This is a genomic window from Microbacterium sp., from assembly GCF_026393345.1.
Taxonomy (GTDB): domain Bacteria; phylum Actinomycetota; class Actinomycetes; order Actinomycetales; family Microbacteriaceae; genus Microbacterium.
In genome coordinates this window covers 29,785-56,171 of sequence record NZ_JAPLAI010000041.1, presented here as the reverse complement: position 1 = coordinate 56,171, position 26,387 = coordinate 29,785, and the positions used below count along the sequence as shown (strand labels likewise).

Here is a 26,387-nt window from a genome sequence, read left to right as displayed (position 1 = left end):
TCCCTCCCGGTCCATCGGGCCTGCGGACGCGTCACGCGTATCCCGTTTCCGCGGGAAAACGGGACATTCACGAGGGTTTGTGCGACCCACGGCGTTCAGTGGGTTGAACTATGTCCAGCAGGTTGGTATCTTCATGGACAACCCCCTGGGTAGCCGATCGAAGGAGATGGCCATGTCAGACCCCCGCACCGTGGCGATGCCGCCCGCCGAAGACCCGGAATACGCCGCCAACCTGCGGCGCGCGACGTATGCGTCCAGCATCGGAAGCGCGCTGGAGTACTTCGACTTCGCCCTCTACGGTCTGTCCACCGCGCTGATCTTCAACGTGCTGTTCTTCCCGCAGGGCGACCCCGCCATGGCCACCGTCGCCGCGTTCGCGACGTTCGGCGTGGGCTTCCTCGCCCGCCCGTTCGGCGGCTTTATCTTCGGCGCCCTCGGCGACAAGGTCGGCCGCAAGTGGGTGCTGGTGATCACGATCCTGCTGATGGGCGGCGCGTCCACCGCGATCGGACTCCTGCCGACCTTCGAGACCATCGGGTACGCGGCGCCGATCCTCCTCGTGGTGCTGCGGCTGCTGCAGGGCTTCGGCGCCGGCGCGGAGCAGGCGGGCGCGACCGTGCTGATGGCCGAGTACGCGCCGATCCGCCGCCGTGGCTTCTACGCCGCGCTGCCGTTTATCGGCATCCAGGCGGGCACCCTGCTGGCCGCCGTCGTGTTCAGCCTGATCTCGCTGATGCCGACCGACCAGCTGCTCAGCTGGGGCTGGCGCGTGCCGTTCCTGTGCTCGTTCGTCCTCATCCTCGTCGCCCTGTTCATCCGGATGCGGCTGCGCGAGACGCCGACCTTCGTCGAGCTGGAGAAGAGCGAGCAGGTCGCCGAGCACCCGGTCCGCGACATCTTCACCCACGGCCTGCCCGGGGTCATCGTCGGCATCGGCCTGCGGATGGCCGAGAACGGCGGCTCCTACATGTTCAACACCCTGGCGCTGGCGTTCTTCGTCACCGTGGTGGGTCCGGAGGCCGACAAGAGCCTGCTCACCTGGGGGGTCACCCTCGGTTCGCTCATCGGCGTGTTCTCGGTACCGTTCACCGGTCACCTCTCCGACCGCTTCGGCCGCCGCACCGTCTACCGCTTCGGCGCCGTGTTCATGCTCGTCTACACCTTCCCGGCCTGGTGGCTGCTCTCGCTCGGCAACTACGCCATCGCGATCGGCGTCATCGCCGTCGGCATCGGCGTAGCCGTCAACTCCATGCTCGGCCCGCAGTGCGCCATGCTCCCGGAGCTGTTCGGCAACCGCCACCGCTACCTCGGTGTCGCCATGGCGCGGGAGATCTCCGCGGTCCTCGCCGGTGTCCTCGGCGCCTACCTCATCGCCGTCAGCGACGGCAACTGGGTGCTGCTGGCGATCTACATGGGTGTGCTGGCGCTCATCACGGCCGCATCCACCTTCCTCGTCCCGGAGACCCTGCGCCGCGACCTCACCCGGGTCGATGACGCCGTGAAGGTCTCCCGGGATGAATCCGGCGGCGACGTCAGCGCCACCACTGTCACGATCCGTACGGTTCGCTGGTGAGCGGCCTCGGCGCCTTCGACCTCACCGGCAGGCTCGCGCTGGTGACCGGGTCGAGCCAGGGCATCGGGTACGCGCTGGCCGCGGGCCTTGCCGAGGCGGGCGCGACGGTCATCGTCCACGGGCGGGATGCGGCCAAGGCCGCCGCCGCCGCATCCGCCATCGCCGAGCGCACCGGCACCGCCGCCCGTAGCGCCGTGTTCGACGTCACGGACACCGCGGCGGTGGATGCGGGGATCACCGCGATCGAGGAGGCGTTCGGCACGCCCGACATCCTGATCAACAACGCCGGGATCCAGCGCCGCGCACCCATCGTGGAATTCAGCGACACCGACTGGCACGACCTGATCGCCACCAACCTGACGAGCGCCTTCGCGCTGTCGCGCCGGGTGGCGCCCGGGATGATCGCCCGCGGGTCGGGCAAGCTCATCCAGATCGGCAGTGTCCAGTCGCAACTCGGCCGGCCGTCCATCGCGCCGTACGCGGCCACCAAGGGCGCCATCGTCATGCTCACCAAAGGGTTGTGCGCCGACCTCGCCCCGCACGGCGTGCAGGCCAACGCCCTCGCGCCGGGATACATCCGCACCGAGCTCACCCGTGCCCTCGTGGACGACGAGGAGTTCTCCGGCTGGGTGCGCACCCGCACACCCGCCGGCCGCTGGGGCGAGACGGGCGACCTGGTGGGCGCCGCCGTGTTCCTGGCGAGCTCGGCGAGCGACTTCGTGAACGGTCAGACCCTGTACGTCGACGGCGGCATGACCGCGGTCGTCTGACCCCGTTCTGCACTGGAGAGGAAGCCATGGCGAACATCGGAGTGGTCGCGCACGCGGCCGGTGACGTGCGCATCGACGACATCGGCGAGCCGCGGCCGGCCCCTCATGAGGCGGTCGTCGAGATCGCCTACGGCGGCGTGTGCGGCTCCGACCTGCACTACTGGCGCCACGGTGCGGCCGGCGCGTCGATCCTCCGCGAACCCATGGTCCTCGGGCACGAGGTGTCGGGCACGGTCTCCCGTGCGGCGGCAGACGGGTCGGGACCGGCCGCGGGGACCCCGGTGACGGTGCATCCGCTGACACCGCTCGGCGACGGGCACACCCCGTGGCCCGCGGATCGGCCGAACCTCGCTCCCGGCTCGCGGTACCTCGGCTCCGGCCAGCATCTTCCGCACACCGCCGGTGCCTTCGCGCAGCGCGTTGCCCTGCCCACCCGGATGCTGGTGCCGCTGCCTGCGGGACTGTCGCTCGAGGTCGCGACGCTCGCTGAGCCGGCGGCGGTGGCGTGGCACGGCGTCGAACGTGCCGGAGACATCCGCGGCCGCCACGTCGCGGTGATCGGTGCCGGGCCCATCGGGCAGCTGGCGATCGCCGTCGCGCACCACCACGGCGCGGCGCAGGTCAGCGCGACCGACCTGCATCCGCTGCCGCGACGCCTCGCGGCCGCCGCCGGCGCCACCGTGGTCGACCACGATGCGATCGCCGAGCTCCATGCCGATGTGGTCATCGAATCCAGCGGCACCGTCCCCGGCCTTGCCGACGCGATCGCCGCGGCCGGGCGCGGCGGCACCGTCGTCATGCTCGGTCTGCAGCGCGCGGGCGATGTCCCGGCGAACCTTGCCGCCGCGATCACCCGCGAGCTCGCACTCGTGGGATCGTTCCGGTTCGCGGGGGAGCTGCATCCGGTTGTCGAGGCACTCACCGACGGCTCGCTGCGCGTCGACGGTATCGTCACCCACGTGCTGCCCGTCACCGACGCCCTCTCCGCCTTCGACGTCGCCGCCGATCCGGCACGATCGTCGAAGGTGCTGCTGGATCTGCGCGCATGAGCCGGATCGTGGTGATGGGCCCGTCGGGTGCGGGCAAGTCCGTGGTCGGGGTCGCGCTGGCGGCCCGGCTCGGCATGGGCTTCGCCGACGCGGATGCGCTGCATCCTGCCGCCAACGTGGCCAAGATGAGCGCGGGCGTCCCGCTCGACGACGGTGACCGGATGCCGTGGCTCGATGTCGTGGCGCAGACCCTCGCCGCGGCGGAGGAGGGCCTCGTGATGGCCTGCTCCGCGCTGGCCCGGCGTTACCGGGAGCGGATCGTCGCGGGCGCCGCCGACGTGGTGTTCGTCGAGCTCGTCGTTCCGACGGATGATCTGGCGGAGCGCATGGCGACGCGCGAGCACTTCATGCCGCCGAGCCTGCTGACCTCGCAGTTGCGGACGCTAGAACCGCTCGCCGCAGACGAACCGGGCATCCGGGTGGTCAACACCGGCCCGCTCGACGAGGTGGTCGGCCGGATCGTCGCGGGGCTCGCCGCACGCTGAGCCGAGAACGCCGTCGCGGCGCCACCGGAGGAGAGCGCGGTTACTTGCGGAAGGGCTCGCGGCCCAGGGAGAACAGGGCGCCCACGGCGCCGATACCGCCGACCGCGACGAGTGCCCAGATGATGCCCTCGAACACGGCGGACGCGGCGGTCGGAGTCACGAGCTCGGACAGGTGCACGATCATGCGGGGGCCCTTCGTGGGGGTGGACGGAACGGTTCTCATGTTATCCGCCCCGCTGGTAGACTCGTGACGAACTTCGGCGAGGGACGCCTGTCCGCTTCACGGCGGGCCGTCCGTTATCGACGAGGGTGTGCAGGCCCACGGCTTCCTCACGCACTCGCGTTCGAGTCGAATCCGAACCATCCCATTTCACTGGGCCTGTAGGCCCCGCAAGGAGAATCATCATGTCGGAAGACAACAAGGTCGCAGCCGAGCTGCGCACGCAGTTCGGCAAGGGTTTCGCCCGTCGCCTCCGCGCCGCCGGCCAGGTCCCCGCGGTTCTGTACGGTCACGGCACCGACCCGGTCCACATGGCCCTCCCCGGCCACCAGATCGCCCTGATCCTGCGCCGCGCCAACGCCCTGCTGGAGCTGTCGGTCGACGGCACCGACCACCTCGCGCTCGTCAAGGACGTGCAGCGTGACCCGGTGCGTCAGATCATCGAGCACATCGACCTCCTCGTCGTGAAGAAGGGCGAGAAGGTTCAGGTCGACATCCCCGTCATCCTCGTCGGTGAGGCTGCCGTCGGCACCATCGCCAACCAGGACGCGAACACCGTGTCGCTCGAGGTCGAGGCCACCCACATCCCGCAGCACGTCGAGGTCGACCTCACCGGCCTCTCCGAGGGCGCGCACGTCACCGCCGCCGACCTGAAGCTGCCCAAGGGTGCAAGCCTGGCCGTCGACCCCGAGACGCTGATCGTCGCGATCTCCGGCGAGTCGTCCGCTGCCGAGGACGAGATTGCCGCCGCCGATGCTGCGGTCGCCGCCGAGCAGTCCGAGGAGTCTGCGGAGTCCGCGGAGTAAGACCCGCATCCTTCGGGGCATCCTGCATGTCCCGAAATCAGTACAACATGTCCCACTTTCTGCCGTTCTGGCGTCGCCATTCCGGCAGAAAGTGGGACATGCTCGTTGACGGAGGGGCGGAGATGGCACAGACCTGGTTGGTCGTCGGCCTCGGGAACCCGGGGCCGCAATACGCGGCGACCCGGCACAACGTCGGGCAGATGGTCGTGGACGAGCTCGCCGCACGCCGCTCCGAGACCTTCCGGGCTCACAAGGCGAACGCGCGCGTCGTCGAGACGTGGCTGCGTCCGGGCGCCGACAAGCTCGTGCTCGCCAAGCCGAACAGCTTCATGAACGTCTCCGGCGGGCCGGTGTCCGGTCTCGCGTCGTTCTACGGCATCCCGCCGGAGCGCATCATCGTCGTCCACGACGAACTCGACATCCCGTTCGACACCCTGCGGCTGAAAACCGGCGGCGGACACGGCGGCCACAACGGCGTGCGCGACGTCGTCAAGGCGCTCGGCACCCCGGACTTCCCCCGCGTGCGCGTCGGCATCGGCCGCCCGCCCGGCCGGCAGGACCCGGCCGATTGGGTGCTCGACCCGTTCTCGGCGAGCGATCGAACCGTACTGCCGAACCTCGTCTCGGATGCGGCGGATGCGGTCGAACTGCTGGTCGACGAGGGCCTCACCGCCGCACAGCAGCGCTGGCACGCGCCCCGGTGACCCGCGGCGAACGTAGGATCGTTCTGTGACAGTTCCCGGGATCGTTCGCGCCCTCGCACAGTCCGAGACCTTCGAGGATGCGCTTCGCTCCGCCGGGGTCGATGCCGCATTCTCGGTGCCGAGCGCACTGGATGCGCCGCTCCTGGCCGGATTGCTGGAGCGCCGCCGCAGCCGTGACGAACCGGCAGCGCTGCTGCTCATCGCGCCCACCGGACGCCGCGCCGAATCCCTCGGTCCCGCGCTGGAAGCGCTCCTGCCCGGCGCCGTCGTGCTCCACCTCCCGGCGTGGGAGACCCTGCCGCACGAGCGACTCAGCCCGAGCCCCGAGACCGTGGGCCGCCGGCTCGCCGTGCTCCGCCGCATCGCGGCCTGGGACGGCATCGCGCCGCTCGTGATCACCGCGTCCATCCGCGGCGCGCTGCAGCCGCTCGCCCCGGGACTGGCCGACATCGAACCGGTCGTGCTGGCCAAGGGAGAGCGCGGCCAGGAGCTCGACGACGTCATCGGGCGCCTCATCGAGCGGGCTTACCACCGGGTCGACATGGTGTCGCGCCGCGGCGAGTTCGCGGTGCGCGGCGGCATCCTCGACGTTTTCCCGCCCGACGCCGACCATCCTTACCGGGTGGAATTCTTCGGCGATGAGGTGGACGAGATCCGCGCCTTCTCGGTCGCCGACCAGCGCTCCCTGCCGGGCGAGGTCGGCCGGGTGGAACTGCTCGCAAGCCGTGAGCTGCTCCTCACCGCCGACGTCCGTGAGCGCGCCGCCGGCCTCAAGGACGCCTTCCCCGCGCTGACCGGGATGCTGGAGAAGATGTCGCAGGGCATCCCCGTGGAGGGCATGGAGTCGCTCACCCCGGCCCTGCTCGATGGTCTCGTCACTCTCATCGACTACCTGCCGGAGCGTTCCGCGGTGGCCCTCGTCGAGCCCGAGCGGGCCCTCACCCGTGCCACCACCCTCGCCGACACCAACCGGGAGTTCCTCGACGCCGCGTGGAGCGCCGCGGTCGCCGGGGCCGACACCCCGGTCGACCTCGGCGCCGGCGACTTCGTCACCCTCGACGAGCTGCGCGAAGCCACCTCCGAGCGCGGCGGCGTCTGGTGGACCCTCAGCGCCTTCGACTCGGGAGCGGCGGATGCGGCCGAGCTCGGGCTCATCGAGGCCGGCGACACCGTCCGCATCGATGCCGCATCCGTCCCCTCGTTCGCCGGGAACGTCGACGGCGCCACGGAGCTCGTCGGATCGCTCCTCCGTGACGGCTGGAGCGTGGCCGTCACCGCGGAGGGTGCGGGCCTCGCCGACCGCGCCCGCGACGTGCTGGCGGAGCGCGGCATCGCCGCCCGGCGGGTCGATGAGATCCTCACCCCACCGGAGCCGGGCGTTGCCCTGGTCGTCGCCTGCGGACTGGAGCGGGGCTTCCAGGCTCCCGGCGCGAAGCTCGCCGTCATCACCGAGTCCGAGTTCTACGGCCGCGCCGTCAGCGGCGAGAACCGCGGGCCGAAGAAGCTCGCCTCCCGGCGCCGCAACGTCGTTGACCCGCTGCAGCTGAAGCCCGGCGACATCGTGGTGCATTCCACCCACGGCATCGGGAAGTTCGTCGAACTCGTACAGCGCGAGGTCTCCAGCGGCGGCCGCAACCCGGTCAAGAGCATGCGTGAGTACCTGGTTCTGGAGTACGCGCCGTCCAAGCGCGGACACCCGGGCGACAAGCTGTTCGTCCCCACCGACCAGCTCGACCTGCTCTCCCGTTACGTCGGCGGCGAGACGCCGACACTGTCCAAGATGGGCGGGAGCGACTGGTCGGCCGCGAAGAGCAAGGCCCGCAGGGCTGTCCGCGACATCGCGGTGGAGCTCGTGAAGCTGTACTCGGCGCGGATGGCCTCCCGTGGCCACGCGTTCGGGCCGGACACCCCCTGGCAGCGTGAGCTCGAGGAGGCGTTCCCGTTTGCGGAGACCCCCGACCAGCTGCAGACGATCGATGAGATCAAGGCCGACATGGAGAAGCCGATCCCGATGGACCGGTTGCTCTCGGGCGACGTCGGCTTCGGGAAGACCGAGGTCGCCGTGCGGGCCGCGTTCAAGGCCATCCAGGACGGCAAGCAGGTCGCCATGCTCGTGCCCACGACGCTCCTCGTCAAGCAGCACCTGGAGACATTCACCGAGCGGTTCGCCGGTTTCCCGGTGAAGGTCCGCGCGTTGTCGCGTTTCCAGACCGACAAGCAGGCGCGCGAGGTCGTCGCCGGCCTCGCGGACGGCACCGTCGACATGGTCATCGGCACGCACCGCATCCTTACCGAGACGATCCTGTTCAAAGACCTCGGACTCATGATCATCGACGAGGAGCAGCGGTTCGGCGTCGAGCACAAGGATGCGCTGAAGAAACTGAAGACGAACGTCGACATCTTGGCGATGAGCGCGACGCCGATCCCGCGGACGCTGGAGATGGCGGTCACCGGTATCCGCGAGATGTCGACCCTCGCGACGCCGCCGGAGGACCGGCATCCGATCCTCTCCTACGTCGGGCCCCGCAACGACAAGCAGATCGCCGCGGCCATCCGCCGCGAGATGCTGCGCGAGGGTCAGGTGTTCTTCGTGCACAACCGGGTGCAGTCGATTCAGCGGGTCGCGGCCCAGCTCGCCGAGCTCGTGCCCGAGGCGCGCATCGCCGTCGCGCACGGCCAGCTGGGGGAGCACGCCCTGGAGCAGGTGGTCGACGACTTCTGGGAGCGTCGTGCCGATGTGCTGGTGTGCACGACGATCGTCGAGACCGGTCTCGACATCTCCAACGCGAACACGATCATCATCGACCGTGCCGACAAGTACGGGCTCAGCCAGCTGCACCAGCTGCGCGGGCGCGTGGGACGCGGACGCGAACGCGCGTACGCCTACTTCCTGTACGACGAATCGAAGCCGCTGTCGGAGACCGCCGCGGACCGGCTCGAGACCATCGCCGTGAACAACGACCTCGGCTCCGGCATGCAGGTCGCGCTGAAGGACCTGGAGCTTCGCGGCGCGGGCAACCTCCTGGGCGCCGAGCAGGCCGGCCACATCGCCGGGGTGGGATTCGACCTGTACCTGCGGATGATCGGTGAGGCCGTCGCCACCTTCCGGGGTGATGAGACGGAGGGCCCCACCGAACTGCGGCTGGAGCTGCCGGTGCAGGCCCGCATCCCGGAGACCTACATCGACAGCGAGCGGCTGCGCCTGGAGGCGTACCAGAAGCTGTCCGCTGCGGCATCCGCAGCCGCGAAGGACGACGCGCTCGACCTCGTGGTCGAGGAGCTCACCGACCGCTACGGCACGCCGCCCGCGGAGCTCGAGGGGCTCGTGCGGATGGCGCGACTGCGCCGGCGTGCCGCCCGCGCCGGGCTGTCCGACGTCGTCGCGATGGGTCCGAACCTCCGCGTCGCACCGGCCCACCTGCCCGATTCGCTACGGGTCCGGCTGCAGCGGCTCTACCCGAAGGCGAAGCTCGTCTCCAGCGGCGAGGCGCTCGTCGTGCCGCTGCCGGGCGCGGGCGGGGAGCCGCTCGCCGACGGCGACCTCATCGCGTGGACGCAGCAGCTGCTCGATGCGATCTTCCCGGAGCCCGCGCCCGCCGCATCCGCCGCATCCGAGTCGGTGAACGCCTCCGAGTGAGACCTCGGAACGCGAAGACCCCGCTCCCCGATTACGGCCCGGGGAGCGGGGACTTCCCCGACGGCGGGGTCAGACCAGGCCCAGGGCGAGCATGGCGTCGGCGACGCGGGTGAACCCGGCGATGTTCGCCCCGGCGACGTAATCGCCCGGGGTGCCGTATTCGTCCGCGGTCTCGAGGCACCGGTCGTGGATGGACCGCATGATCTCGGCCAGCCGGTTCTCGGTGTACTCGAAGCTCCACGAGTCGCGCGAGGCGTTCTGCTGCATCTCCAGCGCGCTGGTGGACACGCCGCCGGCGTTGACAGCCTTGCCGGGAGCGAACCGCACACCGGCCGCCCGCAGGACCCGCACCGCGCCCGGGGTGGTGGGCATGTTCGCGCCCTCGGCGACGACCCGGCAGCCGCCGGCGATGAGCGTCGCGGCGCCGTGCTCGTCGAGCTCGTTCTGCGTCGCGCAGGGGAGCGCCACCTCGCAGGCCACGTCCCATACCGAGCCGCCGGTGACGTACACGGCACCGTCGCGCCGTGCGGCGTAGTCGGACATGCGGCCGCGGGCGCCGTTCTTGATCTCCTTCAGCAGCTCCAGGTCGATGCCCGCCTCGTCGACGACGTACCCGTTGGAGTCGGAACAGGCGATCACGCGCCCGCCCAGGTCGTGCACCTTCTCGATCGCGTAGATGGCCACGTTCCCGGACCCGGAGACGACCACGCGCTTGCCCTCCAGGGTCTCGCCGGTGGTGCGGAGGATCTCGTTCACGAAGAACACGGCGCCGTACCCGGTGGCCTCCGTGCGCACCTGCGAACCGCCCCAGGTGAGGCCCTTGCCGGTGAGCACGCCGGACTCGTAGCGGTTGGTGATGCGCTTGTACTGCCCGAACAGGTAGCCGATCTCGCGCGTGCCGACGCCGATGTCGCCCGCGGGCACGTCGGTGTGCTCGCCGAGATGACGGTAGAGCTCGGTCATGAACGACTGGCAGAACCGCATGATCTCGGCCTCCGATCGTCCCTTCGGGTCGAAGTCGGAGCCGCCCTTGCCGCCGCCGATGGGCAGGCCGGTGAGCGAGTTCTTGAAGATCTGCTCGAAGCCGAGGAACTTCACGATCCCGAGGTACACGCTCGGGTGGAACCGTAGGCCGCCCTTGAACGGGCCGAGCGCGGAGTTGAACTCGACCCGGAAACCGCGGTTGAGCTGCACGCGGCCGGCGTCGTCGGTCCACGGCACACGGAAGATGATCTGCCGCTCGGGTTCGCACAGGCGCCGGATGACCTCGGCATCGGCGTATTCGGGATGCTTCACGACGACGGGGCCGAGGCTTTCGAGCACCTCGCGGACGGCCTGGTGGAACTCCCGTTCGCCGGGGTTCCGCCGGATCACCTCCTCGAAGACGGGCGCGACGGATGAAGGAAGGACGGTCTCGGTCACAGTGGAGCTCTCATGCCGGGAGACGCGCGGAGAAGGCGGGTCCCATGGGTAGCGGACACCCTCCAGATTACGCGCGTGATGCCGGGGGTCCTGCCCGCCGGCGGCCACGCCGGCGCGGTCAGAGGGTGATCGTGCCGGTGGCGAGCAGGACCACGGCGGCCACCGCCCCGGCCGCTGCGAGCACGAACACGACAGCCTCCACCCGCGTGAACACGCGCAGGCCCCGCTCTCGCCGTGCGGCGACGAACAGCACGGTGCCGGGCACGATGATGAGCAGCGACAGCAGGAGGTAGCTCAGCCCCGCCGCATACAGCAGGAAAGCGGTGTAGCCGGTCGCCAGCGCAGAGATCGCGACATCGCGCCCGCGGGAGCGGTCGCCTGGCGCGTATCCCTCGCCGGTGAGGGTGAGCTTCAGCGCGTACGACGCCGATAGCAGGAACGGGATGAGCACGAGCGAGCTGGTGAGATCCAGCGCGACGTCGAACGCGTCCTGTGCGAACAGCACGACGACGAGCATCACCTGCACCAGCGCGGTCGACAGCAGCAGCGCGGCAACCGGCGTGTCGTGCCGGTCGGTGCGGCGCAGGAACCGGGGCAGGTCGCCGGCCCGCGCGGCGGCAAGCAGCACCTCCGCCGCCATCAGCGTCCACGCCAGATACGCACCGAGCACCGCGACGATGAGCGCGACCCCGACGACGATCGCGCCCCACGGACCCACCGCCGCGGCGAGCACACCGCCCATGGAGGGCTCGGCGAGCGCGGCGATCTCGGCGCGCGGCAGCACGCCGTACGACACGATCGTCACCGAGGCGAACACGGCCAGCACGCTGAAAAAACCGAGCAGCGTCGCGCGGCCCACATCCTTCCGGCTGCGGGCGTGCCGGGAATTGACGCTCGCCCCCTCCACCCCGATGAAGACGAACACGGTGACCAGCATCGTGGCGCGCACCTGCTCGAACACCGGAGCCGCATCCGTGCCGCCGGTCCAGTTCTCGGCGAAGACCGCAGGGTCGAACACGGTGAGGCACAGCACGACGAAGACGAGGATGGGGACGGTCTTGGCGATGCTGACGATGCGGTTGAGCGACGCCGCCTCCCGGACGCCGCGGCGGATGAGGACGAAGAACAGCCACACCCCGGCCGAGGCGAGGCCGACCGCGAGCAGCGTGTCCCCGGCGCCGAGCGCGGGGAAGACGGCACCCAGGGTCGACATGATGAACACCCAGTAGAAGACGTTGCCGGCGCAGGCGCTCGCCCAGTAGCCGAATGCGGAGAAGGAGCCGGCGAAGTCGCCGAACCCGGCCTTGGCGTAGCTGAAGACACCGGCATCCAGATCTGGGCGACGCACCGCCAGCATCCGGAACACCAGCGCGAGCGTCAGCATCCCGGCCCCGGCGATACCCCAGGCGATGAGCGCGCCGGCGACGCCCGTGTCGGCGGCGAACGCGCCGGGAAGGGAGAACACACCGGCGCCCACCATGGAGCCGACGACGAACGCGGCGAGGGTGAGCATCGAGACCTGGGCGGTGCCGGATGCGGCGGCCGCGGTGCGAGCGTCGGTCATGGCCGGCGCCTCACCGGCGTCGCGGGACCCTGCCGGAAGCGCGTCACGGTTCTCACCCTAACCACCGGGCGCGCCCTCGACGCGGATGTCGCGGCCGTCCTACGCTGACCGTGACGCGAGGAGCACGCATGCAGTTCGAGCATCTCGGGGTTCGCCCCCGCATCCACCCCACCGCCGTCATCGCTCCCACCGCGGTGATCAGCGGCGACGTCACGATCGGCGCCGGCTGCCAGGTGCTGCACGGTGCGGTGATCACCGCCGAGGGCGGGCCGATCACGCTCGGCGAGAACGTCATCGTGATGGAGAACGCCGTGATCCGGGCGAGCTCCACCAACCCGGTGCACATCGCCGACCACACCCTCGTGGGGCCCATGGCGAGCATCTCCGGGGCGACGATCGGCGCGGAGGTGTTCCTCGCCACCGGGGTGCGCGTGTTCAACGGCGCCGTGATCGGGGATCGCAGCGAGGTGCGCATCAATGCCGTGGTGCACCTGCGCACCCATCTGCCGGAGCGGAGCGTCGTGCCGATCGGGTGGGTCGCGGTCGGAGACCCGGCCATCGTCGTCTCACCGGATCGTCATGACGAGATCTGGGCGTTGCAGCAGGAACTCGACTTCCCCGGGTACGTCTTCGGCCTCGACCGCGACACCCCCGACCTCATGGTGCAGCTGACCGACCGCTACGGCCGCAGCCTCTCCCGCCACGCCGCCGACACCCAGCTCGACTGAGCTGCCGGCGCTCCCGACGCCTCGCGGTCAGCGGATGCGGGTCAGCCGGTGTTCTGCAGGCCCGCTGCGACCCCGGACACCGACAGCAGCAGCAGACGCTGCAGCTCGGGATCGGCGGGCGCGTCCTGCGGCGCCTCGCGCAAGGCACGCAGGGCCCGCAGCTGCAGCAGCGACAGCGCGTCGACGTAGGGGCTCCGCAGCTTCACCGCCCGCTGCAGCACGGGCTTGTTCGCCAGCAGGTCGTCGCCGCCTGCGATGCGCACCACCCAGGCGCGGGTGAGGGCCATCTCCTCCTGCACCAGCTGCGCCAGGTCGTCGCGGTCGCCGAGCGCCAGGTACTCGCGGGCGATGCGGTCGTCGGCCTTGGCGAGGCTCATTCCGACGTTGTCGATCATGGCGCGAAACAGCGGCCACTCGCGGTACGCGTCGCGCAGCAGCGCCTCATCGCCCACGGCCTCGAGCGCCGTACCGAGCCCGAACCAGCCGGCGAGGTTGATGCGCGCCTGCGTCCACGCGAACACCCACGGGATCGCCCGCAGATCCTCGAGCGACTCCACGGACAGGCCGCGACGGGCGGGGCGCGAGCCGAGCGCGAGCAGGCCCACCTCCTCCATCGGGGTGACGGTCGCGAACCACGGGGCGAAGCCGTCGGCCTTCACCAGCGTGAAGAACCGGTCCTTCGACGCATCCTCCATCGTCTGCGCCATCGCGGCGAACCGCTCCGCCGCGGAGCGGTTGCGCTCCTCGTTGGAGGGGGCGGATGCCAGGAGCACAGCGGAGGCGACCTGGTCGATGTGGCGCATGGCGATGGCCGGGTCGCCATAGCGGGCGAAGATGACCTCACCCTGCTCCGTAAGCTTGAACCGGCCGTCAACCGAGTGGGGCGGCTGCGCCAGGATCGCGCTGTTGGCGGGGCCGCCGCCGCGCCCGAGCGCGCCGCCGCGGCCATGGAACAGTGTCAGGGTGATCTCGTTGTCCTGCGCCCACGCAGCGATGAGCGCCTGCGCCTCGTAGAGGGCGAGGTTCGCGGCGACCGGGCCGACGTCCTTCGACGAGTCGGAATAGCCGAGCATCACCTCGAGGCGCCGGCCGGTCGCCTCCAAACGCGCGGCAAAGGCCGGATGCTGCACGATCTCGGCCAGGATGCCGGGCGCTGCCTGCAGATCGGCGAACGTCTCGAACAGCGGGACGACGTCGAGCACCGGCGGTGTGCCGTCGGGGCCGACCGCGTACCGGGCGAGCCGGTGCACCGCGGCGAGGTCGTCGGCGGACCGGGTGAACGACACGATGTAGCGGCCGGCCGCGCGCGGCCCGAAGCGCTCCTGCACGAAGGCGATCGCGCGGAAGACCTCCAGCACCTCTTCGGTCAGGTCGCTGCGTTCGCCGCCCGCATCCAGCTCCGCGAGGACGGTGTCGTGCACGGCGGAGTGCTGGCGCACTTCGAGTTCGGCCAGGTGGAACCCGTAGGTCTCCACCTGCCAGATGAGCTGCTGCAGGTGGCCGTACGCCTGCCGGGCCGCACCCGCCGCCGCAAGCGATTCCTGCAGCACGCGGAGGTCCGCGAGCAGGTGCTCCGGGTCGCGGTAGGCGAGGTCGGCATCGCGGGTACGGGTCGCGGCGATCTTGCGTGCGATGAGCAGCAGGATGCGGCGGTGCGGCTCGTTCGGCGACCGCTTGGCGATGTCGGCCGCGGCCTCCTCGTCGGCGCTTCGCAGCCGCGTCCACAGCGCATCGAGCGCGGCGGAGGGGGGAGTGGTGGTCGCGTCCAGCGTGAGCCCGCGGCCGATCCGGTTGGCGGCGTGCTCCAGGCCCAGCAGCACGTGCTCGCTGGCGATTGCCGCGGCCTTGCGGGTGACCTTCGCGGTCACGAACGGGTTGCCGTCGCGGTCGCCGCCCACCCAGGAGCCGACGCGGACGAACGGCTTCACGATCGGCGGGCGACTGCCGCCATGGCCGTCCTGCAGCGCGTCGTCGATGCGGCGGTACACATGCGGCACTGCCGAGAACAGGGTGTCGTCGAAGACGGCCATGATGGCGCGCACCTCGTCGGTGGGCGACGGCTTCTCGGCGCGCAGCGGCGCGGTGCGCCACAGCGTGTCGATCTCCTCCAGCATCCGGCGTTCCGCCCGTCGCCGCTCCGCACTGCCCTCACCCGTGCTGTCGTAGCCCTCGAGGAGCACGGACAGGCGCCGGATGCTGGTGGACACGGCGCGCCGGCGTGCCTCGGTGGGGTGGGCGGTGAACACGGGATGGAAGCGCAGGTTCTGCAGCCGGGCGAGTGCCTCGTCGGCGCCGACCTCCTCGGCGAGTTTGCCGTAGGCGCCCGCGAGGGTGTCGGTGGCATCGGGACGGTCCTCGCCGTCGCGCTCGCGCAGCACCCGCACCCGCTGGTGCTCCTCGGCGAGGTTCACCAGGTGGAAGTACGCGGTGAACGCCCGCGCCACCTCATCCGCCCGGGCGACGGTGAAGGCATCGGCGATCGCGGCCGCGCGCGCGAAGGCGTCGGAGCCGGGATCGGTGTACGCCTCGATCGTGGCGGTGCGCAGCTGCTCCACGTCCTCGAACAGGCCGGCCGACCCGCTCTCCTGCAGCACGCGACCGAGGAGGGTGCCGAGCAGGCGGACGTCCGCCCGCATCCGTTCCGGCATCTCCTGGCCGGCCTCGTAGCGGCCGACGAGATCGAGTGCTTCCGTGGGGGTCGGTTCGTGCATGGCATCAACGCTAGCCGTCCTGGATTGCGGGCATGTCACGGGTAACATGGCTGGCGGTGTGCCGGGAAGTCTGGTCGGCTCGTCGCGGCCATCGGGCGCGACGGTGATGACGCATCCTGCCACCGATCGGAGACGAATGTCCCTGCTGCGTTCCGAACGATTCCCCGCTGTGCTGCTGCTTGCCGGCGCTGCCGTGGGACTCCTCCTCGCCAACTCGCCCTGGGGCGAGGCGGCGCTGTCGCTGAAACACGTCGAGCTCGGCATCCCGGGGGTGTTCGAGCTCTCCGTGGAGCACTGGATCGCCGACGGGCTGCTCGCGGTGTTCTTCTTCGTCGCGTCCGTGGAACTGCAGTTCGAGCTCACCAGCGGTCAGCTGAACTCGGTCCGGCGCGGCCTCCGCCCCGCGATCGGCGCGGCAGGCGGGGTGCTCGTGCCGATCGCGATCTTCACCGCGTTCGCCGTCGGCACGGACTCCGCGCCGGGCTGGCCCATCCCCACCGCCACCGACATCGCCTTCGCCCTCGGGCTGCTCGCCGTGTTCGGGCGCGGCCTGCCGCCCGCTGTCCGGGTGTTCCTGCTGGCCCTCGCGATCCTCGACGACATCGTCGGCATCCTCTTCATCGCGGTGCTGTTCACCTCCGACCTCGACGTGCTCGCGCTGATCGGCGCGGTCGTGCTGCTGGTGGTCTTCGCGGTGCTCAGCCGGATGCTCGGCGGACGGTCCTCCCGGCTGATCGGGGTGCTGCTCGTGATCGTGGCGGTGGCCGTATGGCTGCTCGTGCTGCGGTCGGGCGTGCACGCCACGATCGCGGGCGTGGCGCTCGGCCTCGCCATGCACCAGCAGCCGGCCGTGCGCGTGCGCCACGCCCTCGAGCCGTGGGTGAACGGGCTCGTGCTGCCGCTGTTCGCGCTGTCCGCCGCGCTGGTTGCGGTCCCCGCGGTGGGCTGGGGTGAGCTGCAGCCGGCGTTCTGGGGCGTCGCGGTCGCGCTTCCGGTGGGGAAACTGGTGGGCATCGGCCTGGCGGGCTGGCTCGCCCAGCGGGTCATGCGCGTGCCGCCGGCCGAGCGGCTGGCCGCCGGTGATCTCGCCGCCGCCGGTGCGCTGGGCGGCATCGGGTTCACGGTGTCGCTGCTGCTGTCCGAGCTCGCCTTCGCCGGGGATGCGGAACTGCGCGACGAGGCGGTGCTCGGCGTCCTCAGCGGTTCCGCCATCTCGCTCGTTCTGGCCGCGGTGCTCGTATCCTGGCGGGCACACCACCATCGCCGTCTCGCACGGGAGGGGACCGCATGACCGACCAGCTCCGCACCGATCCGCTCGGTGCCGATGGACTCCGCCGCGCTGCCGACACCATGCGAGCGGTGCGCGACCGCTGTGTGTGGTCGCAGCAGATCGACCATCGTGCCCTGATCCCGTACCTCGTCGAGGAGAGCCACGAGGTCATCGACGCCGTCGAAGCCGGCAGCCGGGCGGAACTCCGCGAAGAACTGGGCGACCTGCTGTGGCAGGTGCTGTTCCACGCCGAGATCGCGTCGCGCGACGAGGATGATCCCTTCGACATCGACGATGTCGCCGGCGACCTCGCCGACAAGATGATCCGCCGCCACCCGCACGTGTTCGCGGGGGCCGTGGCGAACACTCCGGAAGAGGTGCTGGTGCACTGGAATGCGGCGAAGGCCGCCGAGAAGCGCGAGCGCACCAGCGTGCTCGACGGCGTGCCGTCCGGGATGCCGGCGCTCGCTCGGGCGCAGAAGGTGCTGGGGCGCGCCGCATCCGTCATCCCCGTCCCGCCCGCCTCCGACCCGGCGCCGGGCTCCGAGGCGGAGCTGGGGGAGGCGCTGCTGCGGCTGGTGGCGCAGGCGCGGACGCGGGGGTGGGACGCCGAGCGGGCCCTGCGCGAGCGCACCCGGATGCTCGAGGCCGACGTGCGGACCGCCGAGGCTGCGGCCACCGCGCCGGACCTGGGAGAATGACTTCTCGTGGCTACCGTCAACCCGCCGCGCGGCATGCGCGATTTCCTCCCCGCCGACAAGGCTCGCCGCGAGCGCGTGCTCGCCGTCATCCGTGAGCGCTACCGTGCGCACGGGTTCGACGAGATCGAGACGCCCGTGGTCGAGGATTACGATCGCCTGCACGCCGGCATCGGCGGCGACAACGAGAAGCTCGCCTTCAACGTGCTCAAGCGCGGGTTGGATGCGGACGGCATCCGCGCCGCCGCGGACGATCCCGCCGCGCTCAGCGACCTGGGACTGCGCTACGACCTGACGGTGCCGCTGGCCCGTTTCTACGCCTCGCACCGGGGCGAGCTGCCGACCGTGTTCCGGTCGGTGCAGATCGCCCGGCAGTTCGTGCAGTGCGACATCGACATCATCGGGGACGCCTCTGCCCGCGCCGAAGCGGAGCTCCTCACGGCGACCCTCGACACCCTCGACGCGCTGGGGCTCACCGGCGCATCCGTACGTATCAACGACCGCCGGGCGCTGGACGCCATGCTCGACGTCTTCGGGTTCGCCCCGGCGGAGCGGCCGGGCGTGCTCATCACGATTGACAAGCTCGACAAGATCGGCCCCGACGGCGTCGAGGCGGAGCTCCGCGACCGGGGCGCGACCCCCGCAGCCGTCGACGCGTTCGCCGCGTTCCTCCGGCGTCCGGTGACCCGCGAGTTCGTCCCGTACGGGGAGCAGCAGATCCGGAAGGCCCTGCCCGACGGGGTCCCCGACGAGGTCGTGGGCCACCTCGTCGGCATCGGCGAGGCCGTGGGTGCATCCCGCGAGAACGACCCGTTCCAGGGCGTGCCGCTCGTCTTCGACCCGTTCCTGGTGCGCGGCATGGGGTACTACACCGGCACGATCTTCGAGATCGCCCACCCCTCGGTCGGATACTCGCTCGGCGGCGGGGGACGGTACGACGGCATGATCGGACGGTTCCTCGGCCAGGACGTCCCCGCCGTCGGGTTCTCCATCGGCTTCGAGCGGATCGTCGACCTGCTGCAGGAGGAGACCGCGGATGCGGCGTCCGCCGTCGTGCTCGTGCACGACCGTGACGTGCCGGTTCCCGAACTCATCGCGCACAAGGCCACCCTCGTGGCGACGGGGGCGCGGGTGCGGTTGGAACAGCGCCCCAAGAACATGAAGGCGCTGCTGGAGCGGGCGGCCCTCGACGGCTACACCGCCTTCGCGACCGTGTCGGCAGGCGCAGCGCCCGGCGACGTCGAGGTCAAGCCGCTCGGCTGATCTCGGTCGCCGACTCGCGCCGGCGACACGTCACGCGGATGCGGTGACGCGGCGCTTCTCGCGGATGTACACCTCGCGCCGCACCCGCGCCACGACGATGCCGGCCGCATCCGTGATCTCGGTCTCGAACCACTCCCGCACCTTCGCGCCGCCGCGGGCTCTTTCGCGCAGCTCCTGCGCTTTCTCGCGCGACACCGCGAAGTGGGCGGTGAGGACGCCGCGGCCGGGGGTGAGGAACTCGATCACGCCGCGGGTGTCCCACACCACATAGTCGCGTCCGAGCTGGTGCATCACGAGCATGAAGAAGTACGGGTCGGTCATCGCCGACATCGACCCGCCGAACGCGGTCTTCACGTAGTTGCGGGTCAGCGGGTTCACGTGAAGCTCGACCGTGGCACTGGTCCAGTCGTCCGCGAAGCGGCGGATGCGGATGCCGCTGGCGAGGTTCGGGAGCCACAGATTCATGCCGAAGGCGAGTCGTCGGGGTGTCATACGCATGCCCGGGATCGTGCCGGTTCGTGCATCGATGCGCAGCATCCGTTGTGCCCTTTCCACAATTCCTTCCTCCGCCGAGACGCCAGCCATGTCCCGTCTTCCACGCCGGACCGGACCGACCCGCAGTCTCGGCGGGCGGTTGACGCGGATGCGGCGGCACGGTGCGCTGGAGGCATGGATGCACCCACACCCGAAGCCTGGCTCGCCGTCGACGCCTACCTCACCGGCACGCTGGTGGGGGAGGACGCGGCCCTGCAGCGGGCGATCTCCGATCAGCAGGATGCCGGGCTCCCCGCGATCGAGGTGGCACCCCTGAACGGCAAGTTCCTGCACCTGCTGGCGCGGATCGCGGGCGCCCGGCGGGTGTTGGAGATCGGTACCCTCGGCGGCTACTCCACGATCTGGCTGGCGCGGGCGCTCCCGGACGACGGGCGGGTCGTGACGATCGAGGCCGAGCCCGCGCACGCGGCGGTCGCCCGCGCGAGCATCGACCGCGCCGGCGTGGGGGAGAAGGTCGACATCCGCGTCGGGCGCGCCGAGGACGTGCTGCCCACGCTCGAAGGACAGGGCCCCTTCGACCTCGTCTTCGTCGACGCCGACAAGGAGTCCAACACGATCTACCTCGACTGGGCGGCCCGGCTCGGCCGGCCCGGCACCGTCGTCGTGGTGGACAACGTGGGTCGGGGCGGTGCGGTCGCCGACCCGGACTCCGATCGCAGTGATGTGCGTGGCACGCGCGCCGGGCTCATGATGCTGGGCGCCGACCCGCGGTTCGACGCCACCGCGCTGCAGACCCTGGACGCGAAGGGCTGGGACGGTATCGCGGTCGCCCTGCTCACGGATGCGGTTGCCACCTGATGCCGAGCGACGCGGTTCACTAGACTTGTCCCGGATCGACGACGCTCCGAGAACCATCCCTCCCGCTTCTCCCCGCGTTCTGCGTGTGCGGAGCCTCCGGCGGCAGGGGCCCACCCCAAATCAAGGAGTCCTCTGTGGCACTCATCGAGGCTGTAGGCGCGCGCGAGATTCTCGACTCGCGCGGTAACCCGACCGTTGAGGTGGAGGTGTTGCTCGACGACGGGATCGTCCAGCGCGCCGCCGTCCCCTCCGGCGCGTCAACCGGCGCCTTCGAGGCGTACGAACTGCGTGACGGCGACAAGAGCCGGTACGGCGGCAAGGGCGTCCTCAAGGCTGTGGGTGCCGTGATCGACGAGCTCGGGCCGGCCATCGAGGGCGTCGAGGCGAGCGAGCAGCGCATCATCGACCAGATCCTCATCGAGACCGACGGCACCGACAACAAGCAGCGCACCGGCGCGAACGCCATCCTCGGCGTCAGCCTCGCCGTCGCCAAGGCCGCCGCGGACTCCGCCGACCTGCCGCTGTTCCGCTACCTCGGTGGACCGAACGCTCACGTCATGCCCGTCCCGCTGTTCAACGTCATCAACGGTGGCGAGCACGCCGACAACGGCATCGACATGCAGGAGTTCTTCCTCGCCCCCATCGGCGCCGAGACCTACGCCGAGTCGCTGCGCTGGGGCGTCGAGACCTACCACGTGCTCCGTGCCGAGCTGAAGGCGGCCGGCTACGCCACCGGCCTCGGCGACGAGGGCGGCTTCGCCCCCGACCTGCCCAGCAACCGTGAGGGTCTGGACTTCCTGGTCAAGGCGATCGAGAAGGCCGGCTTCACCCCGGGCAAGGACATCGCGCTCGGCCTCGATGTCGCCGCCACCGAGTTCTTCAACGATGGCGTGTATCGCCTCGACAACAAGGACTGGAACGCCGCCGAGCTCACCGAGTACTACGTGGGTCTGGTCAACGACTACCCGATCGTCACGATCGAGGACGCGCTGGCAGAGGACGACTGGGACAACTGGAAGCTCCTCACCGACGCACTCGGCTCCAAGGTGCAGCTGGTCGGCGACGACCTGTTCGTCACCAACCCGGCCCGCCTGCAGGATGGCATCACCCGCGGTGTCGCCAACTCGCTGCTGGTGAAGGTCAACCAGATCGGCACCCTGACCGAGACGCTGGATGCGGTCAGCCTGGCGCAGCGCTCCGGTTACACCGCGATGCTGTCGCACCGTTCCGGTGAGACCGAGGACACCACCATCGCCGACCTCGCCGTCGCCACCAACTGCGGTCAGATCAAGACCGGCGCGCCCGCCCGCAGCGAGCGCGTCGCGAAATATAATCAGCTTCTGCGCATCGAAGAGGAGCTGGGTGAGGCTGCCGTGTTCGCCGGCCGCAGCGCCTTCCCCCGCTTCAAGGGCTGAGCGCACCGCACACATCTGATCGGAAGGGGGAGTCGTGTCCAGACGAACGGCTCCCCCTTCCGCGTCCCCGCCCGCGGCCGAGCGGTCCGCGCGGCGCCGGGTCGACGTGCGGGAGTGGCTCGGCGGCATCCGGCTGTCCGGGTTCATGATCATCATGCTCGGGCTCGTCGTGCTCGCCGTGCTCGTGCTGGTGCCGACGATCGGCACCTACGTCGACCAGCGGCAGCGGATCGCCGCGCTCGAGCACGCGGTCCAGGTCACGCAGGAGCAGATCGACGATCTCGAAGCGCAGGACGACCGTTGGAATGACCCGGCCTACATCATGACGCAGGCCCGCGAACGGCTCTACTACACGCAGCCGGGGGAGATCTTCTACCTCGTCGACAACGACCTCAGCGCCGCCCAGCAGCCGCAGGAACGGGCCGCGGTGAGCGATGAGGTTCAGCAGACCCGCACCGACTGGATGTCGCAGCTCGTGCGGTCCGTCGTCGTCGCCGGCGCGGCTCAGAGCGCGACCGGCCCCGTCGGGTGACGCGCGGCGGTTTCCCGGGGAGCTGCCGGTAGCCTGGCACGGTGAGTACTCCGCCGTTCGCCCCTGTCACGGATGCTGAATTCGCGGTGCTGCGCGCCCAGCTGGGCCGCCCCGTCCGAGGTGCCGTGGGCATCGCCGCACGGTGCGTCTGCGGCAACCCCACCGTGGTGGCCACCGCACCCCGGCTGGACGACGGATCGCCCTTCCCCACGTTCTACTACCTGACCCACCCCGGAGCCACCGCCGCGATGTCTCGGCTGGAGGCGGAGCATGTGATGCCGGAGCTGGCGGCGCAGCTCGACGATCCCGATGTCGCGGCGGCTTATCTCCGGGCGCACCAGGCGTACCTGTCCGATCGTGCCGGTTTCGGCGAGGTCGACGAGATCGCCGGTGTCTCCGCGGGCGGCATGCCGACCCGGGTGAAGTGCCTGCACGCTCTCGCCGGTCACGCGCTGGCCGCCGGTCCCGGAGTGAACCCGATCGGTGACGCCGCCCTCGCGCGCGGCGACTGGTCGCCGGAGCGCTGCGTCTGCGCCGACCCGGGCGCTGCCCTCGGCGCCCCCACCGGTGGCGACGCCGTTCTCGACGCCGTTCTCGACGCCGGGCAGCCTGGATGAGACGGGCGCTCCGCGCGGTCGCTGCCGCCGGAATCGTGTGGGCCGTGTTCGCGCCCGCATCCGCTCTGGCCTCGACCCCGGACGTCACCCCGGACCCGGTCCGGGCGCAGGAGTATTGGCTCGACGACTACGGGATCGAGACTGCCTGGGCCACGACGCGCGGTGAGGGCGTCCGCATCGCTGTGATCGACACCGGCATCGGCAAGGCTCCCGCGTTCGAGGGCGCCGTAGTGGGTGGCACCGACGTCTCGGGGGAGGGTGCCGCCGACGGCCGTACTCCGGTCGGCGTCGTGGATGCCAACCACGGCAGCTGGGTCGCCTCGCTCGCCGCCGCACGCCAGACCCCCGGCGGCATGATCGGCGTCGCACCCGAGGCGGACCTGCTCTCCGTCTCGGTGGGCTTCGGGTCGAGCACGACAGTCCCGATCACGACGCAGGTCGCCGACGCCATCCGTTGGTCGGTCGACCACGGCGCCGACGTCATCAACCTGTCGTTCACCACCAACACGCTGGACTGGGATCAGACCTGGGACGACGCCTTCCTGTACGCCTTCGACCACGATGTGGTCGTGGTGGTCGCTGCCGGCAACCGCGGCAGCGGCACTTCGCGCGTGGGGGCGCCGGCGACCATCCCCGGCGTGCTGACGGTCGGCGGAGTCGACCCGCAGGGCCGGGCCAGCGTCGCCGCCTCCACCCAGGGGATCACGATCGGGGTCGACGCACCCAGCGAGAAGCTGCTCGGCGTGTCCGCAGATGGCCAGCTCGTCACCTGGGACGGCACGAGCGGGGCGGCGCCCATCGTCGCCGGCATCGCCGCGCTCGTCCGCGCCGCCCATCCCGAGCTAGACGCCGCGAACGTGATCAACCGCATCGTGCGCACCGCTCGTCCGCCCGCCGGGGTGGGAGACCTACCGGACAACCAGTACGGCTACGGCCTGGTGGATGCGGCCGCCGCCGTGTCTGCGCCCGTCGCCACGGTGAGCGCCAACCCCATGGGCGACCTGCGCGAATGGATCCGCGTCCATCGCCGCGCGCAGGGGACGCCGATGCCCGAAACCTCCATCGATCCGGTGCAGGTGCCCGCGCTGCCGGAAGCGGATCAGCCGAGCGCGGGTGGTTCGCCGCTATTGCCAACGGAGGCGACGCTCCTCTACGGCTCGTTGCCGCTTATGGGGCTCACAGTCGCAGCTATACTGGTAGCGCTCGGCGTCACTGCTGCTGTCCGACGCGTCCGATTGGCGCGAGCGCCACGCGCACCACGCCGTTGATTCTCAGGAGTTCTTTCCCATCGTGACAAGCACAGTGACCAATGTCGTGCCCCGCATCCTCATCGTCGGTGGAGGGTACGCAGGGTTCTACACTGCGTGGAAGCTCGAGAAGCAGCTACGCAAGGGTGAGGCCGATGTGACCATCGTCGACCCGCTGCCGTACATGACCTATCTGCCGTTCCTGCCCGAGGTGGCGGCCGGCGCGATCGAGCCGCGGCACGCCGTGGTCGCCACGCGCCGCCACCTCAAGCGCACGCACGTCGTCGCGGCCAAGGTCACCGCCATCGACCACGCCAACAAGGTCGCCACGATCACGCCCGCCCTGGGCGAGCCGTACCAGTTCCCGTACGACCAGATCGTCGTCACGGCCGGATCCGTCTCGCGGACCTTCCCGATCCCCGGCATCGCCGAGAACGCGATCGGCATGAAGGCCATCGAAGAGGCCGTCTGGGTGCGCGACAAGCTGCTCTCGAACTTCGATAAGGCCGCTGCCCTCCCCGCGGGCCCTGCCCGCGAGCGGCTGCTGACCGTCGTCGTCGTCGGCGGTGGGTTCGCCGGTATTGAGACGTTCGCGGAGCTGCGCTCGTTCGCCTCGGCGTTGCTGGAGAAGTACCCCGAGCTCAGCTTCGACGAGACCCACTTCCACCTGATCGAGGCGATGGGCCGGATCATGCCGGAGGTGTCGCTCAAGACCAGCGAATGGGTGCTCAAGGATCTCGCCAAGCGCGGCGCGTTCGTTCACCTGGACACCCAGGTCACCGGTGCCGTCGGCGGCAATGTCGAGCTGTCGACGGGTGAGATCATCCCCACCGACATCATTGTGTGGACCGCCGGAGTCATGGCGAACCCGCAGGTCGTCAAGGGCGGCGACCTGCCGACCGAGGAGCGCGGCCGCATCCGCGCCCAGGCCGACCTCCGCGTCGTCGACGCCGAGGGGAACGTCGTCGAGGGCGCCTGGACCGCCGGTGCCGTGGCCGCTGTGCCCGATCTCACCGGCGGCGGCGTCGGCGGCTACTGCGTGCCCAACGCCCAGCACGCCGTGCGTCAGGCGAAGCGGCTCGCGAAGAACCTCATCGCGGTGCTTCGCGGCGAGCTTCCCAAGGACTACGTGCACAAGAACCTCGGTGCCGTGGCCGGTCTGGGTCTGTACAACGGTGTCTTCCAGTCCGGCAACCTCGCGCTCAAGGGCTTTGTCGCCTGGATCGCCCACCGCGGCTACCACGGCCTGGCGATGCCCTCCTGGGAGCGCAAGTGGCGCGTGCTGTGGGGCTGGTGGAACAACTTCTGGCTCGGTCGCGACATCGTGAACCTGGAGCCGGTGCAGCACCCCCGCGGGTTCTTCGAGGAGTTCGCCTCCCGCCCCCGCCCGGCTGTCGCCGCCGCCGACGCGGCCCCGGCCGCGAAGGCGCCGGTCGCGAAGTAGGCTCCGTGAACGCCGCCGCATCCTCTGGGTACGGCGGCGTTTCCGCGTCTAGGGTGAAGACGCGCCCCCGTAGCCCAATGGCAGAGGCAGGCGACTTAAAATCGCTTCAGTGTGGGTTCGAGTCCCACCGGGGGTACCAGAGATCGGTGTGATGTCAACGCTTGTCGCCCTCGTCGACGTCGGTCGGCAGGTCGTTCGATGAGTCCTCGTGAAGGTGTCGCCCGGTGGATGTGGCTCGCTTCGCCCAGTGCTGCGGGTTCGAGATGAGGCCGTAGCCAGCGAGGTAGTCCTGGAGCATGTCGGCAACGACCGGAAGGTGTTCATAGACCGGGCTTCGCGCCATCCGATACAGATCCCACCAGAGGTCGGATTCCTCGTGACGGGTCTCACCTTTCACTTCGTTGAGCGCGTTGATGAAAAGGAGCCGTCCCTCCTCGCGCTCATGGTCCGAGGTCGCAAGCGCCCACTCCCAGAGGATGCTCCACACCCCTGCAAGCCCGGTGCGCATAGCGAGGACGCGATCTCGTCGCCAGCGCCGCTCCGCCTCACTCTGACGTTCGCGCCGCGACTCCTCTCGTTCGGCTGCCCGATCCAGTCGTTCCTGCTCACGATCTGCACTCCGCTCCCGTGCCTCCCGTCGACGCAGATCGAGCGCGAACAGCCAGGATGCGAATGCGCCGACCGCGGCTCCGACGATCGCGCCTGCAAGAGTCCCCCAAAAGACGTCCACGTCCCGACTTTAAACCGCCCGATTCTTGACCGAGGCAGAGTCGGTGGCAGTGCGTTGCCCGGGAGCAGCCGCGCTCCGCCTTCGCGGTGACCAGCACGAGGCCCGCGCTCGCATCCGCCGCCCGCGCCCGTAGGCTATGGCGCATGTTT

Annotated in this window: 23 protein-coding genes and 1 tRNA gene; 18 read left to right on the top strand and 6 right to left on the bottom strand. The window is 70.4% G+C overall.

Annotated elements, in window-relative coordinates:
• Window positions 1–166: 166 nt before the first annotated feature.
• The 4 genes from NT132_RS07255 to NT132_RS07240 are packed head-to-tail and all read left to right on the top strand — an operon-like array spanning window position 167 to window position 3,877.
• Window positions 167–1,573 (top strand): MFS transporter, encoded by a 1,407-nt coding sequence (locus NT132_RS07255; RefSeq protein ID WP_297786918.1) that lies wholly within the window; start codon window positions 167–169, stop codon window positions 1,571–1,573.
• Window positions 1,570–2,343 carry an SDR family oxidoreductase gene (locus NT132_RS07250; RefSeq protein WP_297786917.1) on the top strand — a complete coding sequence of 258 codons (774 nt, stop codon included), beginning with the start codon at window positions 1,570–1,572 and terminating at the stop codon, window positions 2,341–2,343. Before NT132_RS07255 ends, NT132_RS07250 begins: the two co-directional genes overlap by 4 nt.
• 26 nt (window positions 2,344–2,369) lie before the next feature.
• Window positions 2,370–3,392, top strand: a complete 1,023-nt coding sequence (locus NT132_RS07245) for an alcohol dehydrogenase catalytic domain-containing protein (protein ID WP_297786915.1) — start codon at window positions 2,370–2,372, stop codon at window positions 3,390–3,392.
• Complete coding sequence (locus tag NT132_RS07240; RefSeq protein WP_297786913.1) at window positions 3,389–3,877, top strand: gluconokinase; 489 nt, start codon at window positions 3,389–3,391, stop codon at window positions 3,875–3,877. Before NT132_RS07245 ends, NT132_RS07240 begins: the two co-directional genes overlap by 4 nt.
• Before the next feature lie 40 nt (window positions 3,878–3,917).
• On the opposite strand, the gene NT132_RS07235 is transcribed toward NT132_RS07240, so the two are convergent.
• Window positions 3,918–4,100 carry a hypothetical protein gene (locus NT132_RS07235; RefSeq protein ID WP_297786911.1) on the bottom strand — a complete coding sequence of 61 codons (183 nt, stop codon included), beginning with the start codon at window positions 4,098–4,100 and terminating at the stop codon, window positions 3,918–3,920.
• Window positions 4,101–4,282: 182 nt separating this feature from the next.
• Between NT132_RS07235 and NT132_RS07230 the strand changes: the two genes are divergently transcribed.
• The 3 genes from NT132_RS07230 (at window position 4,283) to mfd (ending at window position 9,244) form a co-directional block, all read left to right on the top strand.
• Complete coding sequence (locus NT132_RS07230; RefSeq protein WP_297786909.1) at window positions 4,283–4,903, top strand: 50S ribosomal protein L25/general stress protein Ctc; 621 nt, start codon at window positions 4,283–4,285, stop codon at window positions 4,901–4,903.
• A 122-nt stretch (window positions 4,904–5,025) separates the two neighbouring features.
• Window positions 5,026–5,607, top strand: coding sequence for an aminoacyl-tRNA hydrolase (gene pth, locus NT132_RS07225; RefSeq protein ID WP_297786947.1), 582 nt, complete (start codon window positions 5,026–5,028; stop codon window positions 5,605–5,607).
• Window positions 5,608–5,632: 25 nt separating this feature from the next.
• The gene (gene mfd, locus NT132_RS07220) at window positions 5,633–9,244 is read left to right on the top strand and encodes a transcription-repair coupling factor (RefSeq protein ID WP_297786907.1); all 3,612 of its coding nucleotides are present in this window, start codon (window positions 5,633–5,635) and stop codon (window positions 9,242–9,244) included.
• 69 nt (window positions 9,245–9,313) lie between these two features.
• Here mfd and gdhA read toward each other — a convergent pair whose 3' ends face one another.
• The gene (gene gdhA, locus NT132_RS07215) at window positions 9,314–10,666 is read right to left on the bottom strand and encodes an NADP-specific glutamate dehydrogenase (protein WP_297786905.1); all 1,353 of its coding nucleotides are present in this window, start codon (window positions 10,664–10,666) and stop codon (window positions 9,314–9,316) included.
• 118 nt (window positions 10,667–10,784) lie between these two features.
• On the bottom strand, window positions 10,785–12,230 hold the full coding sequence (locus NT132_RS07210) for a basic amino acid/polyamine antiporter (protein ID WP_297786901.1): 1,446 nt from the start codon (window positions 12,228–12,230) through the stop codon (window positions 10,785–10,787).
• Between the two features lie 128 nt (window positions 12,231–12,358).
• On the opposite strand from NT132_RS07210, the gene NT132_RS07205 reads away from it, so the two are divergent.
• Window positions 12,359–12,958 (top strand): gamma carbonic anhydrase family protein, encoded by a 600-nt coding sequence (locus NT132_RS07205; protein WP_297786899.1) that lies wholly within the window; start codon window positions 12,359–12,361, stop codon window positions 12,956–12,958.
• Between the two features lie 41 nt (window positions 12,959–12,999).
• Here NT132_RS07205 and NT132_RS07200 read toward each other — a convergent pair whose 3' ends face one another.
• Window positions 13,000–15,669, bottom strand: a complete 2,670-nt coding sequence (locus tag NT132_RS07200) for a phosphoenolpyruvate carboxylase (protein ID WP_297786897.1) — start codon at window positions 15,667–15,669, stop codon at window positions 13,000–13,002.
• Between the two features lie 136 nt (window positions 15,670–15,805).
• Between NT132_RS07200 and NT132_RS07195 the strand changes: the two genes are divergently transcribed.
• Genes NT132_RS07195 through NT132_RS07185 form a run of 3 tightly spaced genes read left to right on the top strand, consistent with a single transcriptional unit; the run spans window position 15,806 to window position 18,900 of the window.
• Window positions 15,806–16,960, top strand: coding sequence for a Na+/H+ antiporter NhaA (locus NT132_RS07195; protein WP_297786895.1), 1,155 nt, complete (start codon window positions 15,806–15,808; stop codon window positions 16,958–16,960).
• On the top strand, window positions 16,957–17,640 hold the full coding sequence (locus tag NT132_RS07190; RefSeq protein ID WP_297786893.1) for a MazG family protein: 684 nt from the start codon (window positions 16,957–16,959) through the stop codon (window positions 17,638–17,640). The genes NT132_RS07195 and NT132_RS07190 overlap by 4 nt, the downstream gene beginning before the upstream one ends.
• Window positions 17,641–17,673: 33 nt before the next feature.
• Window positions 17,674–18,900 (top strand): ATP phosphoribosyltransferase regulatory subunit, encoded by a 1,227-nt coding sequence (locus NT132_RS07185; RefSeq protein WP_297786945.1) that lies wholly within the window; start codon window positions 17,674–17,676, stop codon window positions 18,898–18,900.
• 30 nt (window positions 18,901–18,930) lie between these two features.
• Here NT132_RS07185 and NT132_RS07180 read toward each other — a convergent pair whose 3' ends face one another.
• Window positions 18,931–19,398 (bottom strand): DUF4442 domain-containing protein, encoded by a 468-nt coding sequence (locus NT132_RS07180; RefSeq protein WP_297786891.1) that lies wholly within the window; start codon window positions 19,396–19,398, stop codon window positions 18,931–18,933.
• 171 nt (window positions 19,399–19,569) lie between these two features.
• On the opposite strand from NT132_RS07180, the gene NT132_RS07175 reads away from it, so the two are divergent.
• The 7 genes from NT132_RS07175 to NT132_RS07145 all read left to right on the top strand — a co-directional run bounded on the left by NT132_RS07175 (window position 19,570) and on the right by NT132_RS07145 (window position 25,647).
• Window positions 19,570–20,253: an O-methyltransferase gene (locus NT132_RS07175; protein WP_297786889.1), complete on the top strand. Its 684-nt coding sequence runs from the start codon at window positions 19,570–19,572 to the stop codon at window positions 20,251–20,253.
• A gap of 134 nt (window positions 20,254–20,387) precedes the next feature.
• Window positions 20,388–21,668, top strand: coding sequence for a phosphopyruvate hydratase (eno, locus tag NT132_RS07170; RefSeq protein WP_297786887.1), 1,281 nt, complete (start codon window positions 20,388–20,390; stop codon window positions 21,666–21,668).
• Between the two features lie 34 nt (window positions 21,669–21,702).
• Window positions 21,703–22,200, top strand: a complete 498-nt coding sequence (locus tag NT132_RS07165) for a septum formation initiator family protein (protein WP_297786885.1) — start codon at window positions 21,703–21,705, stop codon at window positions 22,198–22,200.
• A gap of 41 nt (window positions 22,201–22,241) precedes the next feature.
• The gene (locus tag NT132_RS07160) at window positions 22,242–22,817 is read left to right on the top strand and encodes a DUF501 domain-containing protein (RefSeq protein WP_297786883.1); all 576 of its coding nucleotides are present in this window, start codon (window positions 22,242–22,244) and stop codon (window positions 22,815–22,817) included.
• The gene (locus NT132_RS07155; RefSeq protein ID WP_297786881.1) at window positions 22,814–24,085 is read left to right on the top strand and encodes a S8 family serine peptidase; all 1,272 of its coding nucleotides are present in this window, start codon (window positions 22,814–22,816) and stop codon (window positions 24,083–24,085) included. Before NT132_RS07160 ends, NT132_RS07155 begins: the two co-directional genes overlap by 4 nt.
• Window positions 24,086–24,131: 46 nt before the next feature.
• Window positions 24,132–25,508, top strand: coding sequence for an FAD-dependent oxidoreductase (locus tag NT132_RS07150; protein WP_297786943.1), 1,377 nt, complete (start codon window positions 24,132–24,134; stop codon window positions 25,506–25,508).
• A 63-nt stretch (window positions 25,509–25,571) separates the two neighbouring features.
• Window positions 25,572–25,647, top strand: a tRNA-Leu gene (locus NT132_RS07145).
• 15 nt (window positions 25,648–25,662) lie between these two features.
• Here the strand turns inward: NT132_RS07145 and NT132_RS07140 are convergent.
• The gene (locus NT132_RS07140) at window positions 25,663–26,238 is read right to left on the bottom strand and encodes a hypothetical protein (protein ID WP_297786879.1); all 576 of its coding nucleotides are present in this window, start codon (window positions 26,236–26,238) and stop codon (window positions 25,663–25,665) included.
• Window positions 26,239–26,387 lie beyond the last annotated feature (149 nt).

What these genes read in the sequence shown, in the direction of transcription:
- NT132_RS07230 (WP_297786909.1), top strand. Translation starts at nt 4,283, where the DNA reads ATGTCGGAAGACAACAAGGTCGCAGCCGAGCTGCGCACGCAGTTCGGC.
- NT132_RS07245 (WP_297786915.1), top strand. Translation starts at nt 2,370, where the DNA reads ATGGCGAACATCGGAGTGGTCGCGCACGCGGCCGGTGACGTGCGCATC.
- pth (WP_297786947.1), top strand. Translation starts at nt 5,026, where the DNA reads ATGGCACAGACCTGGTTGGTCGTCGGCCTCGGGAACCCGGGGCCGCAA.
- NT132_RS07240 (WP_297786913.1), top strand. Translation starts at nt 3,389, where the DNA reads ATGAGCCGGATCGTGGTGATGGGCCCGTCGGGTGCGGGCAAGTCCGTG.
- NT132_RS07155 (WP_297786881.1), top strand. Translation starts at nt 22,814, where the DNA reads ATGAGACGGGCGCTCCGCGCGGTCGCTGCCGCCGGAATCGTGTGGGCC.
- NT132_RS07180 (WP_297786891.1), bottom strand. Translation starts at nt 19,398, where the DNA reads ATGCGTATGACACCCCGACGACTCGCCTTCGGCATGAATCTGTGGCTC.
- NT132_RS07235 (WP_297786911.1), bottom strand. Translation starts at nt 4,100, where the DNA reads ATGAGAACCGTTCCGTCCACCCCCACGAAGGGCCCCCGCATGATCGTG.
- NT132_RS07205 (WP_297786899.1), top strand. Translation starts at nt 12,359, where the DNA reads ATGCAGTTCGAGCATCTCGGGGTTCGCCCCCGCATCCACCCCACCGCC.
- NT132_RS07185 (WP_297786945.1), top strand. Translation starts at nt 17,674, where the DNA reads ATGCGCGATTTCCTCCCCGCCGACAAGGCTCGCCGCGAGCGCGTGCTC.
- NT132_RS07255 (WP_297786918.1), top strand. Translation starts at nt 167, where the DNA reads ATGGCCATGTCAGACCCCCGCACCGTGGCGATGCCGCCCGCCGAAGAC.
- NT132_RS07195 (WP_297786895.1), top strand. Translation starts at nt 15,806, where the DNA reads ATGTCCCTGCTGCGTTCCGAACGATTCCCCGCTGTGCTGCTGCTTGCC.
- NT132_RS07200 (WP_297786897.1), bottom strand. Translation starts at nt 15,669, where the DNA reads ATGCACGAACCGACCCCCACGGAAGCACTCGATCTCGTCGGCCGCTAC.
- NT132_RS07175 (WP_297786889.1), top strand. Translation starts at nt 19,570, where the DNA reads ATGGATGCACCCACACCCGAAGCCTGGCTCGCCGTCGACGCCTACCTC.
- NT132_RS07190 (WP_297786893.1), top strand. Translation starts at nt 16,957, where the DNA reads ATGACCGACCAGCTCCGCACCGATCCGCTCGGTGCCGATGGACTCCGC.
- NT132_RS07210 (WP_297786901.1), bottom strand. Translation starts at nt 12,230, where the DNA reads ATGACCGACGCTCGCACCGCGGCCGCCGCATCCGGCACCGCCCAGGTC.